The organism is Peribacillus sp. NPDC096622 (genome assembly GCF_044762665.1).
GTDB lineage: Bacteria > Bacillota > Bacilli > Bacillales > DSM-1321 > Peribacillus > Peribacillus frigoritolerans_B.
The window spans coordinates 205,115-218,881 of sequence record NZ_JBIWES010000002.1; the positions used below are offsets into that span (position 1 = coordinate 205,115).

At 43.9% G+C, this 13,767-nt stretch carries 14 protein-coding genes; all 14 read left to right on the forward strand.

Annotated elements, in window-relative coordinates; genetic code table 11:
• Positions 1 to 31: 31 nt before the first annotated feature.
• A complete protein-coding gene (locus ACIQYG_RS04405; RefSeq protein WP_095390554.1) occupies positions 32 to 892 on the forward strand; it encodes a F0F1 ATP synthase subunit gamma in 861 nt (286 codons plus the stop codon).
• An 88-nt stretch (positions 893 to 980) separates the two neighbouring features.
• Positions 981 to 2,378 (forward strand): F0F1 ATP synthase subunit beta, encoded by a 1,398-nt coding sequence (gene atpD, locus ACIQYG_RS04410; protein WP_214744208.1) that lies wholly within the window; start codon positions 981 to 983, stop codon positions 2,376 to 2,378.
• A gap of 25 nt (positions 2,379 to 2,403) precedes the next feature.
• Positions 2,404 to 2,805 carry a F0F1 ATP synthase subunit epsilon gene (locus ACIQYG_RS04415; protein ID WP_048685840.1) on the forward strand — a complete coding sequence of 134 codons (402 nt, stop codon included), beginning with the start codon at positions 2,404 to 2,406 and terminating at the stop codon, positions 2,803 to 2,805.
• A 342-nt stretch (positions 2,806 to 3,147) separates the two neighbouring features.
• The gene (locus ACIQYG_RS04420) at positions 3,148 to 3,522 is read left to right on the forward strand and encodes an NADH-quinone oxidoreductase subunit A (protein WP_402835726.1); all 375 of its coding nucleotides are present in this window, start codon (positions 3,148 to 3,150) and stop codon (positions 3,520 to 3,522) included.
• Positions 3,523 to 3,548: 26 nt separating this feature from the next.
• Positions 3,549 to 4,025: a NuoB/complex I 20 kDa subunit family protein gene (locus ACIQYG_RS04425; protein ID WP_170946902.1), complete on the forward strand. Its 477-nt coding sequence runs from the start codon at positions 3,549 to 3,551 to the stop codon at positions 4,023 to 4,025.
• Entirely contained in the window at positions 4,026 to 5,288 is a 1,263-nt protein-coding gene (locus ACIQYG_RS04430; protein WP_402835728.1) for an NADH-quinone oxidoreductase subunit C, read from the forward strand.
• A 5-nt stretch (positions 5,289 to 5,293) separates the two neighbouring features.
• Positions 5,294 to 6,391 (forward strand): NADH-quinone oxidoreductase subunit D, encoded by a 1,098-nt coding sequence (locus tag ACIQYG_RS04435; protein ID WP_048685832.1) that lies wholly within the window; start codon positions 5,294 to 5,296, stop codon positions 6,389 to 6,391.
• The gene (gene nuoH / locus ACIQYG_RS04440) at positions 6,392 to 7,399 is read left to right on the forward strand and encodes an NADH-quinone oxidoreductase subunit NuoH (protein WP_402835729.1); all 1,008 of its coding nucleotides are present in this window, start codon (positions 6,392 to 6,394) and stop codon (positions 7,397 to 7,399) included.
• A 33-nt stretch (positions 7,400 to 7,432) separates the two neighbouring features.
• Positions 7,433 to 7,852, forward strand: a complete 420-nt coding sequence (gene nuoI / locus ACIQYG_RS04445; protein ID WP_048685828.1) for an NADH-quinone oxidoreductase subunit NuoI — start codon at positions 7,433 to 7,435, stop codon at positions 7,850 to 7,852.
• Complete coding sequence (locus tag ACIQYG_RS04450) at positions 7,849 to 8,367, forward strand: NADH-quinone oxidoreductase subunit J (protein WP_402835732.1); 519 nt, start codon at positions 7,849 to 7,851, stop codon at positions 8,365 to 8,367. Before nuoI ends, ACIQYG_RS04450 begins: the two co-directional genes overlap by 4 nt.
• On the forward strand, positions 8,364 to 8,678 hold the full coding sequence (nuoK, locus tag ACIQYG_RS04455) for an NADH-quinone oxidoreductase subunit NuoK (protein WP_098371643.1): 315 nt from the start codon (positions 8,364 to 8,366) through the stop codon (positions 8,676 to 8,678). Before ACIQYG_RS04450 ends, nuoK begins: the two co-directional genes overlap by 4 nt.
• Positions 8,679 to 8,712: 34 nt before the next feature.
• Complete coding sequence (gene nuoL, locus ACIQYG_RS04460; RefSeq protein WP_402835735.1) at positions 8,713 to 10,584, forward strand: NADH-quinone oxidoreductase subunit L; 1,872 nt, start codon at positions 8,713 to 8,715, stop codon at positions 10,582 to 10,584.
• Positions 10,581 to 12,104: an NADH-quinone oxidoreductase subunit M gene (locus ACIQYG_RS04465; RefSeq protein ID WP_402835737.1), complete on the forward strand. Its 1,524-nt coding sequence runs from the start codon at positions 10,581 to 10,583 to the stop codon at positions 12,102 to 12,104. Before nuoL ends, ACIQYG_RS04465 begins: the two co-directional genes overlap by 4 nt.
• 3 nt (positions 12,105 to 12,107) lie before the next feature.
• On the forward strand, positions 12,108 to 13,634 hold the full coding sequence (gene nuoN / locus ACIQYG_RS04470; RefSeq protein WP_402835739.1) for an NADH-quinone oxidoreductase subunit NuoN: 1,527 nt from the start codon (positions 12,108 to 12,110) through the stop codon (positions 13,632 to 13,634).
• The last annotated feature ends 133 nt before the right edge of the window (positions 13,635 to 13,767 follow it).

Sequence of the window (13,767 nt, forward strand, 5' to 3'; positions counted from 1 at the left end):
CTAACTAATTTATAAAGGGTGGTGAGAATGAATGGCCTCTTTACGCGATATTAAGTCTCGGATTACTTCAACGAAAAAGACGAGTCAAATTACAAAAGCGATGCAGATGGTATCTGCTTCTAAAATGAACCGTGCGGAAGCTAATGCTAAAGCATATGTTCCATATATGGAAAAAATTCAAGAAGTGGTATCCAGTATTGCGAACGGAAGCACGGATGCATCGCATCCAATGCTTACTTCACGTCCAGTTAAGAAAACCGGTTACTTGGTAATCACATCGGACCGTGGATTGGCTGGGGCATACAATAGTAGTATACTTCGCCACGTTCATAAAACCATTCTTGAACGCCATAAATCCAATGATGAGTTCGTCATTATCGCAATCGGAAGGGTTGGCCGTGATTTCTTTGTCAGCCGTAACATGCACGTAGAGCTTGAAGTAACTGGGGTTCCCGATCAGCCGTCTTTCGCTGACATTAGCTCCCTTGCAAAATCAACAGTTAATTTATATCTGAATGAGCTGTGTGATGAGCTTTATATGTACTATAACCATTATGTCAGCCCAATCCAGCAGGAGGTTACGGAAAAGCAAGTCCTTCCGTTAGCTGACTTCAATACTTCCAATGCAACATTGACTTCTTATGAATTTGAACCGAATGCGGAAGAAATCCTTGAGGTATTACTGCCTCAGTACGCAGAAAGTTTGATTTATGGTGCTTTGTTAGATGGTAAAGCAAGTGAGCACTCTGCACGTATGACTGCAATGAAAAGTGCAACCGATAATGCAAAAGAATTGATCGACTCACTTTCATTACAATATAACCGTGCACGTCAGGCAGCTATCACTCAAGAAATTACAGAGATCGTCGGCGGTGCAGCAGCTTTAGAATAAAATCATTTAAGGGGACGGTCGGCCCGGACGAAGCTTGGCCGTTCCATAAACTCGATAGTCGTTATAAGCAACGTTAGGAGGGAAAACGATGAATATAGGACGCGTTACTCAAGTTATGGGTCCGGTTGTTGACGTGAAATTCGAAGACGGACAACTTCCTAAGATCTATAACGCGTTAAGAATCGAAAATACAGCGTCTGGTACAGGACTAACTCTTGAAGTAGCCCTTCAACTAGGTGATAATACAGTTCGTACTGTAGCAATGTCTTCCACTGATGGTTTAACCCGTGGTGCAGAGACTGTTGATACAGGAGCTCCAATTTCCGTTCCTGTAGGTGAAGTTACTCTAGGTCGTGTTTTCAACGTATTAGGGGAAAACATTGACCTATTCGAACCACTTACAGCAGAGGTGCGTCGTGATCCAATTCACAGACAAGCGCCGTCATTCGAGGAATTATCAACATCTGTTGAAATCCTAGAAACAGGTATTAAAGTAGTAGATTTACTTGCCCCTTACATCAAAGGTGGTAAAATCGGTCTCTTCGGTGGAGCCGGTGTTGGTAAAACTGTACTTATCCAAGAACTTATCAATAACATCGCACAAGAGCACGGCGGTATCTCGGTATTCGCTGGTGTAGGTGAGCGTACTCGTGAAGGTAATGACCTTTTCTACGAGATGACTGATTCCGGTGTTATCAAGAAAACGGCAATGGTATTCGGACAAATGAACGAGCCACCAGGTGCACGTATGCGTGTTGCTCTTAGCGGTTTGACAATGGCTGAATATTTCCGTGACGAACAAGGACAAGACGTTCTTTTCTTCATCGATAACATTTTCCGTTTCACACAAGCAGGTTCTGAGGTTTCCGCCCTACTAGGACGTATGCCTTCAGCGGTTGGTTACCAACCAACTCTTGCTACTGAAATGGGCCAATTGCAAGAACGTATCACTTCAACAAATAAAGGTTCAGTTACATCCATTCAAGCGATCTATGTACCTGCCGATGACTATACGGATCCGGCTCCAGCTACAACTTTCGCTCACTTGGACGCAACAACTAACCTTGAGCGTAAACTTTCTGAAATGGGTATCTACCCTGCAGTTGATCCATTGGCATCTTCTTCTCGTGCCCTTAGCCCAGAAATCGTTGGAGCTGAGCACTATAAAGTGGCTCGTCAAGTGCAATCGACTTTACAGAAATATAAAGAACTTCAAGATATTATCGCCATCTTGGGTATGGACGAACTAAGCGAAGACGAAAAAGTAATCGTTGCCCGTGCTCGTAGAATTCAAAACTTCTTGTCACAAAACTTCCACGTGGCTGAACAATTCACTGGTCAAAAGGGATCTTATGTACCAGTTAAAGAAACAGTCCAAGGATTCAAAGATATCCTAGCTGGAAAATATGACGAACTTCCAGAAGATGCTTTCCGTCTAGTTGGCCGCATCGAAGAAGTTATTGCTAAAGCAAAAGAAATGGCTTAATTAAAGGGACCTAGGAGGGAATGAAATGAAGACCATTAAAGTCAATGTTGTTACTCCCGATGGCCCAGTATATGATGCAGAAGTTGAAATGGTAAGCACTAAAGCTAAAAGCGGTGAGCTGGGAATCATGGCTGGACACGTTCCAACTGTAGCCCCGCTTACCATTGGTGCTGTCCGTCTTAAAAATGGAAGCAACACAGACTATGTAGCTGTAAATGGTGGCTTCTTAGAAGTTCGCCCTGATGTGGTAACCATTTTAGCTCAATCTGCTGAAAGAGCTGAAACTATCGATCTTGCACGTGCTCAAGCAGCAAAAGCCCGTGCTGAACAAAGATTGCAGAACAATGATGGATCAAATGATGCCAAAAGAGCTAATTTAGCGCTTAAACGTGCCATTAACCGAATCCAAATTGCAGAAATGCGATAACTTTAATTGATGAAAACACTTGATTCTTCCACTCGTGGTAAGATCAGGTGTTTTTTTTATCCCGAAGGTTTTTGAGGATTATTGACATGAATTATCGGAATTAGGAAAAAAAGGTCGAATTATAGAGTAAAGTATTTTCCATTTTAATCCTTAACTCGTCGACATGCTTTTATCCTAATGTTATAATGTATACGCTTACAATTATTGCTTCATACCCCTTCCTTTCACGTTGCTTCTAAAAGAATGTTACCCTGCATAATATTTTAAAACAGTATCCAAAAAGAAGACAGGCAAATTTAAATTATACCCAGTTAACATGATTTATCCATAAAGGAGATGAACATGGAACAGCTGCATATTTACCAAAATAATTATTTAATTGTATTTGTTTTCCTTTGTCTCGGCATTTTATTACCAGTGATCGCTTTATTTCTTGGTAGACTGCTAAGGCCTTATAAACCGACAGATATGAAATATACGACTTATGAAAGTGGAATCGATCCTTTTCAGGATTCAAGAGTTCAATTCAATGTCAGGTATTATCTATTCGGATTGATGTTCGTCATATTTGACGTAGAAACGGTTTTTCTTTACCCATGGGCGGTTGCCTATGATGAACTCGGACTGTTTGCATTGATTGAAATGCTGTTTTTTGTCGTGATCCTTATGCTGGGTCTAATCTATGCTTGGAAAAAGAAGGTGTTAAAGTGGAATTGAAGTTGGATGAACTTACCCCTAAAGAAATGGAAGAAATGCGCCACAGTATTTTTTTATCCACACTTGAACAAATAAAAGGCTGGGCTAGAAGTAACTCACTCTGGCCAATGACTTTCGGTTTGGCATGTTGTGCAATTGAAATGATGGGTGTCGGCTCCTCACATTATGATTTGGACCGTTTTGGTTCATTTTTTCGGACATCCCCTAGACAATCGGATGTCATGATTGTTTCAGGAACGGTAACGAAAAAAATGGCTCCAATAATAAGCAGATTATACGAACAAATGCCAGAACCGAAATGGGTTATTGCAATGGGATCCTGTGCAACTGCCGGCGGGCCTTATGTTCACTCTTACTCAGTGGTCAAGGGGGTAGATCAAATTGTACCTGTCGATGTATATATACCGGGTTGTCCCCCAAACCCAGCTGCACTTATTTATGGGATCAATAAATTAAAAGAAAAAATCCGTTACGAGGCGAAAACCGGAAAGCGGGTGATATAGATGAGTGAAAAGGAGGACTTAGCGAAGCAAAAGGCGGAGGCCGCGGCCAAGGCCAAGGCAGCGGCATTGGCCAAAAAACAGGCGAAAGCAGAAGCGGCAGAAAAGCCGGAAGGCGAAGTGGATATAGCGAAGCAAAAAGCGGAGGCTGCGGCCAAGGCGAAAGCAGCGGCATTGGCCAAAAAACAGGCGAAAGCAGAAGCGGCAGAAAAGCCGGAAGGCGAAGTGGATATAGCGAAGCAAAAAGCGGAGGCTGCGGCTCAGGTGAAAGCAGCGGCATTGGCCAAAAAACAGGCGAAAGCAGAAGCGGCAGAAAAGCCAGAAGGCGAAGTGGATATAGCGAAGCAAAAGGCGGCGGCCGCGGCTCAGGCGAAAGCAGCGGCATTGGCCAAAAAACAGGCGAAAGCAGAAGCGGCAGAAAAGCCGGAAGGCGAAATGGAAATAGCGAAGCAAAAAGCGGAGGCCGCGGCTCAGGCGAAAGCAGCGGCATTGGCCCGGAAACGGTCGAAAGAAGAAGCGGCAGAAAAGCCGGAAGGCGAGATGGAAATAGCGAAGCAAAAGGCGGCGGCTGCGGCCAAGGCGAAAGCAGCAGCATTGGCCCGGAAACGGTCGAAAGAAGAAGCGGCAGAAAAGCCGGAAGGCGAGATGGAAATAGCGAAGCAAAAGGCGGCGGCCGCGGCCAAGGCGAAAGCAGCGGCAAAAGCGAAAGCGGCTGCTGCTGCTGCTGCTGCGAAGAACAGGGCAGCTGTACAGGAAAGCGAGGAAGTTAACACCCATAGCGAAATATCCCCAAATCAGTCGAAACTCGATCAAATTGTTTCTGCTATTGAAAGCCATGTAGGACAAGGGGCATTATTAGAGCACTATATTAATAGACTATCAAAAGATGTACCCACTTTAGTGGCTAATCCGGATACATATTTCTCAATAGCAAAATTTCTGCGCTACGATGAACAGCTTGATTTTTCGTATTTATCGGAACTTCATGGTACGGATTTTGAATCCCATATGGAAATCTATGTACATTTACACTCATTCAAAATGAACCAATCAGTTGCCTTGAAGGTGAAGCTTGATAGGGATACTCCCGTTATTCCATCATTGGTCCCATTATGGTCAGGTGCAAATTGGCCAGAATGTGAGGCGTATGATTTATTAGGTATTACCTTTAATGAACACCCTGATTTAAAGCGGATTTTACTTGGTGATGATTGGAAAGGGTATCCCCTTAGAAAAGATTATGAGCCTTATGATGTGGAGGTGTAAGCCCTATGTTAAGGACGGAAGAAATGCTTCTCAATGTCGGTCCGCAGCATCCGAGTACACATGGTGTTTTTCGTCTTGTCATCAAGATTGACGGTGAGATTATCAAAGAGGCTACACCTGTCATTGGGTATCTGCATCGCGGGACGGAAAAACTAGCGGAAAATCTACAATATACACAAATAATCCCATATACCGATCGGCTCGATTATCTGGCGGCAATGACAAATAATTATGTGCTTTGCCATGCTGTTGAGACAATGATGGGGGTGGAGATCCCTGAAAGGGCAGAATATTTGCGGGTCATCGCAATGGAATTGGGCAGAGTTGCAAGCCACCTCGTCTGGTGGGGTACATACTTGCTGGATATAGGTGCGACGAGCCCTTTCCTATACGCATTTCGAGAACGTGAAATGATCGTTAATTTATTGACTGAATTGTCAGGGGCACGCCTAACATTCAATTATATGCGTGTCGGAGGTGTGAAATGGGATGCTCCCGAAGACTGGATTGCAAAGGTTGCCGAGTTTGTCCCTTATATGAGGGAGCAGCTTGCCGGTTACCATGAGCTTGTGACAGGGAATGAAATCTTTGTTAATCGTGTTAAAGGGGTGGGCATCTATACGAAGGAAGAAGCCTTACAGTATTCGCTTAGCGGTGCCAACTTAAGGTGTACAGGTGTGAAATGGGATTTACGAAAAAATGAACCATATTCCATTTATGACAGGTTCACATTCGATGTTCCTACAAGGGAAGAGGGGGATGCCTTTTCACGCTATCACTGTAGAATGGAAGAAATCGAAGAATCACTGAAAATCATCGAGCAGGCGGTTGAGCAATTTCCAGAAGGGCCGGTCCTTGCTAAGGTCCCTAAAATAATAAAGGTTCCTAAGGGTGAGGCATTTGTCCGAATTGAATCACCAAGAGGGGAAATAGGCTGTTATATTGCGAGTGAAGGGAAAAAGGAGCCATACCGTTTGAAATTTCGCAGACCTTCGTTTTATAATCTGCAAATTCTTCCGAAATTATTGGAAGGGGAAAATATGGCGAACTTGATAACGATATTAGGTGCAATCGATATCGTATTAGGGGAGGTGGATGGATAAATGATCAAGGATCTTCTCCACTCCGCTCCAAGCCTACTGAATTTTGGCATTTTTTTTGGTTTGGCAGTCCTGCTCCTGTTTGTCGTATTAGGGTTTGTAACCTATGGAATCCTTTCGGAGCGTAAAATCATGGGATTCATGCAGATGCGTATCGGCCCAAACCAAATTGGAGGGAAATGGGGTCTCTTGCAGACCGTTGCTGATGTTTTGAAACTTTTGATCAAGGAAGATACGATACCCAAGAAAGCTGATAAACCGTTATATATTTTAGCTCCGGTAATTGCTTTTGCTCCAGCTTTCATGGTCCTTGCCACCTTGCCGTTCACCGATGCCTTCCAATTTGCTGATATTGGTGTCGGACTGCTTTATTATATGGCGATTTCCGGCATATCGACCATCGGCATCGTCACTGCGGGGTGGGCATCCAATAATAAATATTCTTTGATTGGCGGAATGAGGGCAGCCGCGCAAATGATATCTTATGAGATCCCTTTGGTGATGTCGCTGGTGGGAATCGTCCTCATAACAGGCAGTTTAAACTTGAATGATATAGTTGCAGCCCAGGAGAAGGTTTGGTTCATTTTTCTTCAGCCGGTTGCGTTCATCGTGTTTTTCATTGCATCGGTTGCCGAGTTGAACAGGGTTCCTTTTGACCTACCGGAAGCGGAATCTGAACTTGTTGCAGGCTATCATGTTGAATACTCTGGATTTCGCTGGGCCTTCTTTATGTTATCCGAATATGTGTATATGTTTGCAATGGCAACGCTAACCACTGTATTATTTTTAGGGGGATGGAATTCTATTCCGTTTTTGGATTTTATTCCGGCAGCCATCTGGTTCGGTCTGAAGTTCAGTGCCGTATTCTATATATTGGTCTGGATCCGTGTAACATTTCCTCGTATAAGGGCTGATCAATTGATGGAATTCGGATGGAAAGTGCTGCTTCCGGTTGCATTGGCAAATATATTTTTGACGGCACTAATAAAAGAATTGATTAACCTTTTTTAGAAACTTAAGCTGGTCGGAAAGCGAGGGATTTATATGCTTGGTTTAGCAAAAGGTTTAACCTATACATTAAAGAACTTGACGAGGAAAAAAGTGACCTATGACTACCCGAATGAGCCGCTTCCGCTTCCAGACCGATTTCGCGGAATCCAAAAATTTTATCCTGAAAAGTGTATCGTATGCAATCAATGCGTGACGATTTGTCCCACGGATTGTATTCAATTAACTGGTAAGAAACATCCGGACCCGTCGAAAAAAGGGAAAATCATCGATACGTATGACATCAATTTCGAGATTTGCATTTTATGTGATTTATGTACGGAGGTCTGCCCTACAGAAGCGATCGTGATGACGAATCAATTCGAGCTGGCCGAGTATAGCCGTGATCATCTATTTAAAAACCTGGAGTGGCTGGATGAAAATGATGAAAATATCCGGAAGGTGAATAAAGTATGAGTTTGTCGGGTGAATTAATTGCCTTTATTGGTTTGGCACTCGTCGCGATAGTAGGCGGGGTGCTGCTGATTACCTTAACAAAAGTGGTGCACATGGTAATCGCTCTTGTTTTTACTTTCTTGGGCATTGCAGGCATTTATATGTTACTTTCGGCCGAGTTTGTCGCCATTGTCCAAATCCTTATTTATTCAGGGGCAATCACGATCGTGATGCTATTCGGGATCATGCTGACAAAACACCAAGAAAATGATGCACCCACTAAAGGGGGCTGGGGGAATTTCTCCTTGCTGGCAGCGATTGCTGGATTTGCCGTAGCAGTGTATCTGGGGATTTACAATCTGGATATACCTGTACAGCCAACGGCCTTGCATGAGGAAAATACAAAGCAAATAGGAATCGAACTTTTTTCAAAATATGTAATTCCATTTGAAGTGATGTCGGTACTCCTGCTTGTTGCTTTAGTCGGTGCCATCGTACTGGCTAAAAAAGATGATGAGGAGGGAGATCAATCATGACGGGAGTTCCTTTGTCGGCTTACCTTGTGTTGGCACTCGTTTTATTTTGTATAGGGCTGTATGGTGCCTTAACGAAAAGAAATGCAGTCATTGTTTTGATTTCAATCGAGCTGATGCTTAACGCTGCAAATATCAATTTAGTTGCCTTCAGTAAATTCGGGGTAACGCCATCCATTACGGGTCAAGTTTTTTCCTTATTCACGATTACGATCGCTGCGGCCGAGGCAGCTGTTGGGCTGGCCATACTAATGTCCCTTTATCGCAATCGGAAGACGGTTAATGTCGATGAAATGGAGATTATGAAGAATTGAAGGTTTATATAAATGAAGAAGGGGATTTGATACGATGATGGAGCACGCATGGCTCATACCGATCTTTCCACTCGTCACGTTTCTGGTTCTGCTTCTATCAGGCGGGCGGTTGCGGGAACGAGGGGCTTTTATAGGGATAATATGTACATTGGCTTCGTTCGTTTTATCGTTGCTTGTCCTGATCGAGCGATTTAAAGAACCTACTTATAATATATCGATAGATTGGCTTTCCTTCGGAGGGACGCAACTTACAGCTGGATTCGAAATCAATCAGCTCAATGCCTTGATGCTTGTGGTCATTTCCCTTGTCAGCCTGCTTGTCCAGTTATATTCGAAGGGGTATATGAAGGGTGAAGTGCGATTCTCCATTTTTTATGCTTATCTGGGCTTCTTCACCTTTGCCATGCTTGGGCTTGTCATGGCACCCAATTTATTACAACTTTATATCTTCTGGGAATTGGTCGGGGTGGGCTCTTTCCTGCTCATTGGTTTTTACTTTTATAAACTGGAAGCTAAGGCTGCGGCGAAGAAGGCATTCATCATGACCAGGATTGGGGATGTAGGGCTCTTAATCGGCATCATTCTTCTATTCTGGGAAACAGGCAGCTTTGAATATGGAGAGATCTTTCAAGCCGTTCAATCAGGCATGATATCAAGTGAAAAACTGACATTAATCGCTATTTTGATTTTTATCGGTGCGGTTGGGAAGTCTGGGCAATTTCCACTTCACACATGGCTTCCGGATGCAATGGAAGGCCCGACTCCGGTTTCCGCATTGATACACGCAGCAACCATGGTTGCTGCAGGGGTTTACCTGGTGGCGGCCATGTTTCCGTTATTCATGGCCAGTTTTGCTGCAATGCAGATCGTAGCAATAACAGGTGGAATTACAGCCATATTTGCTGCAAGCATTGCCATAGTGCAAAAGGATGTTAAGCGTGTATTGGCCTATTCGACAATCTCTCAGCTTGGTTTTATGATGCTTGCTTTGGGTACTTCGGGATATGTGGCCGGGGTGTTTCATTTAATGACCCATGCCTTTTTTAAAGCATTGCTGTTTTTGGCAGCAGGCAGTGTTATTCACGCTATACATACACAGGATATGGAAAAGATGGGCGGATTATGGCGTAAGTTGAATTGGACTGGGCCGCTGTTCTTGACTGGCACGTTAGCGATATCGGGGTTTCCGTTGCTCTCGGGCTTTTTCAGTAAAGATGAAATTCTAATGGCAGCATGGGAGAATGGTAGTTATATATTGTTTGGTCTAGCGGTGGTTACCTCCTTTTTAACTGCGTTTTATATGTTCCGGCTGTTTTTCATGATGTTTGCAGGCGATTCACGAAGTCAAGTAGAACAGGTCAAGGAATCACCTTTCACCATGCTAATTCCCATGCTAGCATTGGCTTTGCTTGCTGTAATCGGCGGGTATATCCAAACGCCGTGGTTTGGAACTTTCCTTGGGGAGTGGCTTGTGGAGGGAAATGAAGCTCTTCTAGGCGCCAGCCATAGTGAGGGGCCCGTTTGGATAATGTTGCTGGCCGTGCTTGTATCGCTGGCTGGGATTTACCTCGCTTATATGATATACGCTAAAAAGAAGTTACCTCGGCAATGGCTTGTCAAGGAAAACTCCGAGGTATATAGGATTTTGGAAAATAAGTATTATATTGATGAGATTTACCATTTTACTGCAGGCTATGCAATCAAAGGCTTTAGTATATTCCTATCTTATATTGAAAGGTTCATTGTCGGTGGCCTGGTTTCCACTGTAACGAGTTCAATAGAAGGATTGGGGAAAATAGGGTCTAAACTGCAAACGGGACAGGTACAGCAATATGGCATGATAGCCTTTCTGGGACTTGCGGTACTGTTGGTGATTTTTGCAGTAACTGGGGGGTATCTAAGATGAATGTCTATTTGCTCTCGCTTTTAGTGTTTTCACCGTTGCTGGGCATAGTGATGGTTGCACTCATGCCGAAAAAAGAGGAAAGGACGATTAAACAATTTGGCTTTTTCGGAACACTGCCTCCCCTTTTCCTATCGTTCTTTCTATGCAGCCAATATTATTCGGGCGTGGCCCTATCCTTATTTGACATTAAGTTGAATTGGATCAGGTTTGGAAATTTGGAGATGTATGATCCCAAGCTGTTCACGGTTGACTTTGAGTTGGGGCTGGATGGATTAAGTCTCATCTTCATATTACTGACAACAATCATTTCATCACTGGCCGCAATCGCATCCATTTATATAAAAAAAGAATGGAAAGGGTATTATTTGTTATTTTTGATCCTGGAGATTGGAATGCTCGGTGTCTTCACGGCAGAAAATTTGATCCTTTTTTTCATTTTTTTTGAAATGACTTTGATTCCTGCTTTCTTTTTAATTGGCAGATGGGGCTTTCTGGAGAGGGAGAAAGCTTCTTATAGTTTTCTGATTTATAATGGCATTGGTTCGGCTGTTTTATTGGTAGCCATTTTGATTTTGTTTGCCAGGACAGGTACGACCAACATTGCAGCATTGACACAGATGATGACAATGGGCGGTGTTTCGCTTTTTGCACCCATATCCGATTCGATGAAATATGGTTTATGTCTCGCATTTCTCGTGGCATTTGCGATAAAGCTGCCCGTCTTTCCCTTTCACAGCTGGATGGTGCGGGTCCATGCAGAAGCACCTCCATCAATAGTCATGATACATGCGGGTGTCTTATTGAAAATTGGGGCATATGGAATCATCCGGTTTGGAATGGGGATATTTCCTGAACAATATAAAAGCTTGGCCTTTACCATTGTCCTATTTGGGGTCCTCAGTTTTTTATATGGAGCATTTCTAGCATTGGTACAAACGGATTTCAAGCTCGTTTTAGCCTACTCATCAATCTCACATATGGGTATCGTCATGATGGGGCTGGGGGCCTTGAATGAAGCGGGCATTCAGGGAGCCATTTTTCAAGTAATCTCACACGGGCTAATTGCTGCTTTGCTGTTTTTCTTGGTGGGAGTGTTGTATGAGCGTATGGGAACCACGATGCTTCCTAAGCTTGGGGGCCTGGCCAATTCGATGCCGATTTTTTCAGGTTTTATGTTAGCTTGCGGGATGGCTTCACTCGGTTTGCCTGGCATGTCCGGCTTCATCAGTGAATTCATGGTATTTCTTGGCTTATTCAAGAGTCAGCCGTTGCTAGCGGCAATAGGGGTGATCGGGCTGGTATTAACCGCTGTTTATGTATTGAGGGCGGTCATGCTGATGACTTTCGGGAAAAATGATAGCTTGATAGAAAAAGAGAAATTGGACCTAAGGGGCTGGGAGTTTTTGCCGGCGTTCGTTCTTCTCGGTTTGATAGTATCTGTTGGGGTATACCCAAATTTGTTAGGCGGGCCTCTTCAAGGAACGATTGAAGCCATGATGCTTGCTCTAGGGGGGCGATGAAGGATGGATTGGAACACGATGCTTTCTTATGATTGGGGAGCGATGATGCCCGAATTCATCATCCTTGGAACGACCATGATTCTTTCAATACTGGATTTATTCTGGCCGAAGCACTTTAATCGGAGAAAACTGGCATGGCTCGCGCTAACCGGAATCATTTTGGCATGTTTATCACTGATTAGCCTGCTGTCCTTTGAGACAGTCAGTATTTTATCCGACACATTTCGATTAGATTCATTTGCAAAAGCTTTTAAGCTGTTACTATTATTCGGAGCGGCCCTAATCATCCTTCTGGCTGAAGGCTATGAACCGCAAGAGGGGCTGCGGGAGCACCGGGGGGAATTTTATTATCTGTTCCTGACCGCTTTGCTTGGAGCGATGATCATGTCCTCAAGCGGTGATTTGATAACGCTGTTCGTTGGATTGGAACTTCTTTCACTTTCATCTTATATATTAGTCGGAATACGCAAGCATGATCGGAAGTCCAACGAAGCGTCGATGAAGTATGTGATAAACGGAGGCATTTCCACGGCAATCACTTTATTCGGGATGAGTTATTTATATGGAGTGACCGGTTCCGTCAATCTAGGAGAAATGAGCCGGACGATGGCTGGGATGACGGATGGGCAGCTGCAGTACATCATGGGACTCGCTTTCTTCATGGTATTTGTCGGTGTATCCTTCAAGATTGCCGCCGCACCGTTTCATATGTGGGCGCCGGATGTCTATGAAGGGGCACCGACACCGGTCGCAGCCTTTTTGAGTGTAATCTCGAAAATGGCGGGTTTCGTCATCATCCTGCGCCTTTTTCTCTCGTTGTTCCTGACCGCTTCCGGTGATACGTTCGGAGCGCTCGACTTTTTGGATAAAAATAATATCTATATAGCTTCATTGGCGGGGCTGACGATCATCATTGGAAATGTGATTGCGTTAAGGCAGCAAAATTTAAAACGGATGTTCGCCTATTCAAGCATCGCTCATGCGGGTTACCTGCTTGTTGCGGTGGCTACATTGGGCGGTGGATATTTCCTCCTGGATACGGTCTGGTTTTACCTAATGGCTTATGTATTAATGAATATCGGTGTATTTGCAGTCATTCAGCTGCTCTCCAGTCAAAGTGGGTCTGAAGATATCAGCATTCTTGCAGGACTGGGGAGGAAATCACCGTATCTTGCCATGGCATTCACCATATTCATCCTGTCGCTTGCTGGAATTCCCGGAACGACAGGTTTCATTGGCAAACTCAATATTTTTCTTGGCACATTCATAACCGAGCCTGGACATTTCGTCCTTGCGGGAATCATGATTGCAGGAACCATTGTGTCCTATGTGTATTATTTCGGATTATTGGTGCAGGTCTTTTTCCGACCGATTCATTCAGAAAAGGTCATTAAGATTCGTCCGGGTCTTTACGCCGTGTTGATCATATGCGTAATGGGCACCATACTTCTCGGGGTGGCGCCAAATATTGCCTTTGATTTTATTCATGATCAATTTGGTGATTTTACAGACTTTATTTCGAGCAAATGATATAATGCCTGTATCAGAGGCTTGTTCCATTGGATCAAGCCTCTATTTACAGTTTTAAAAAGATATTTTGCAATTCTTCCTTTTTAATTCCAAATATGAAGGGGTTTTGTGTTAGAATAGAATTCGGGTGTCT

What these genes read in the sequence shown, in the direction of transcription:
- ACIQYG_RS04465 (WP_402835737.1), top strand. Translation starts at nt 10,581, where the DNA reads ATGAATGTCTATTTGCTCTCGCTTTTAGTGTTTTCACCGTTGCTGGGC.
- ACIQYG_RS04405 (WP_095390554.1), top strand. Translation starts at nt 32, where the DNA reads ATGGCCTCTTTACGCGATATTAAGTCTCGGATTACTTCAACGAAAAAG.
- atpD (WP_214744208.1), top strand. Translation starts at nt 981, where the DNA reads ATGAATATAGGACGCGTTACTCAAGTTATGGGTCCGGTTGTTGACGTG.
- nuoI (WP_048685828.1), top strand. Translation starts at nt 7,433, where the DNA reads ATGCTTGGTTTAGCAAAAGGTTTAACCTATACATTAAAGAACTTGACG.
- nuoL (WP_402835735.1), top strand. Translation starts at nt 8,713, where the DNA reads ATGATGGAGCACGCATGGCTCATACCGATCTTTCCACTCGTCACGTTT.
- ACIQYG_RS04425 (WP_170946902.1), top strand. Translation starts at nt 3,549, where the DNA reads ATGGAAGAAATGCGCCACAGTATTTTTTTATCCACACTTGAACAAATA.
- ACIQYG_RS04415 (WP_048685840.1), top strand. Translation starts at nt 2,404, where the DNA reads ATGAAGACCATTAAAGTCAATGTTGTTACTCCCGATGGCCCAGTATAT.
- ACIQYG_RS04420 (WP_402835726.1), top strand. Translation starts at nt 3,148, where the DNA reads ATGGAACAGCTGCATATTTACCAAAATAATTATTTAATTGTATTTGTT.
- nuoH (WP_402835729.1), top strand. Translation starts at nt 6,392, where the DNA reads ATGATCAAGGATCTTCTCCACTCCGCTCCAAGCCTACTGAATTTTGGC.
- ACIQYG_RS04430 (WP_402835728.1), top strand. Translation starts at nt 4,026, where the DNA reads ATGAGTGAAAAGGAGGACTTAGCGAAGCAAAAGGCGGAGGCCGCGGCC.
- ACIQYG_RS04450 (WP_402835732.1), top strand. Translation starts at nt 7,849, where the DNA reads ATGAGTTTGTCGGGTGAATTAATTGCCTTTATTGGTTTGGCACTCGTC.
- nuoK (WP_098371643.1), top strand. Translation starts at nt 8,364, where the DNA reads ATGACGGGAGTTCCTTTGTCGGCTTACCTTGTGTTGGCACTCGTTTTA.
- ACIQYG_RS04435 (WP_048685832.1), top strand. Translation starts at nt 5,294, where the DNA reads ATGTTAAGGACGGAAGAAATGCTTCTCAATGTCGGTCCGCAGCATCCG.
- nuoN (WP_402835739.1), top strand. Translation starts at nt 12,108, where the DNA reads ATGGATTGGAACACGATGCTTTCTTATGATTGGGGAGCGATGATGCCC.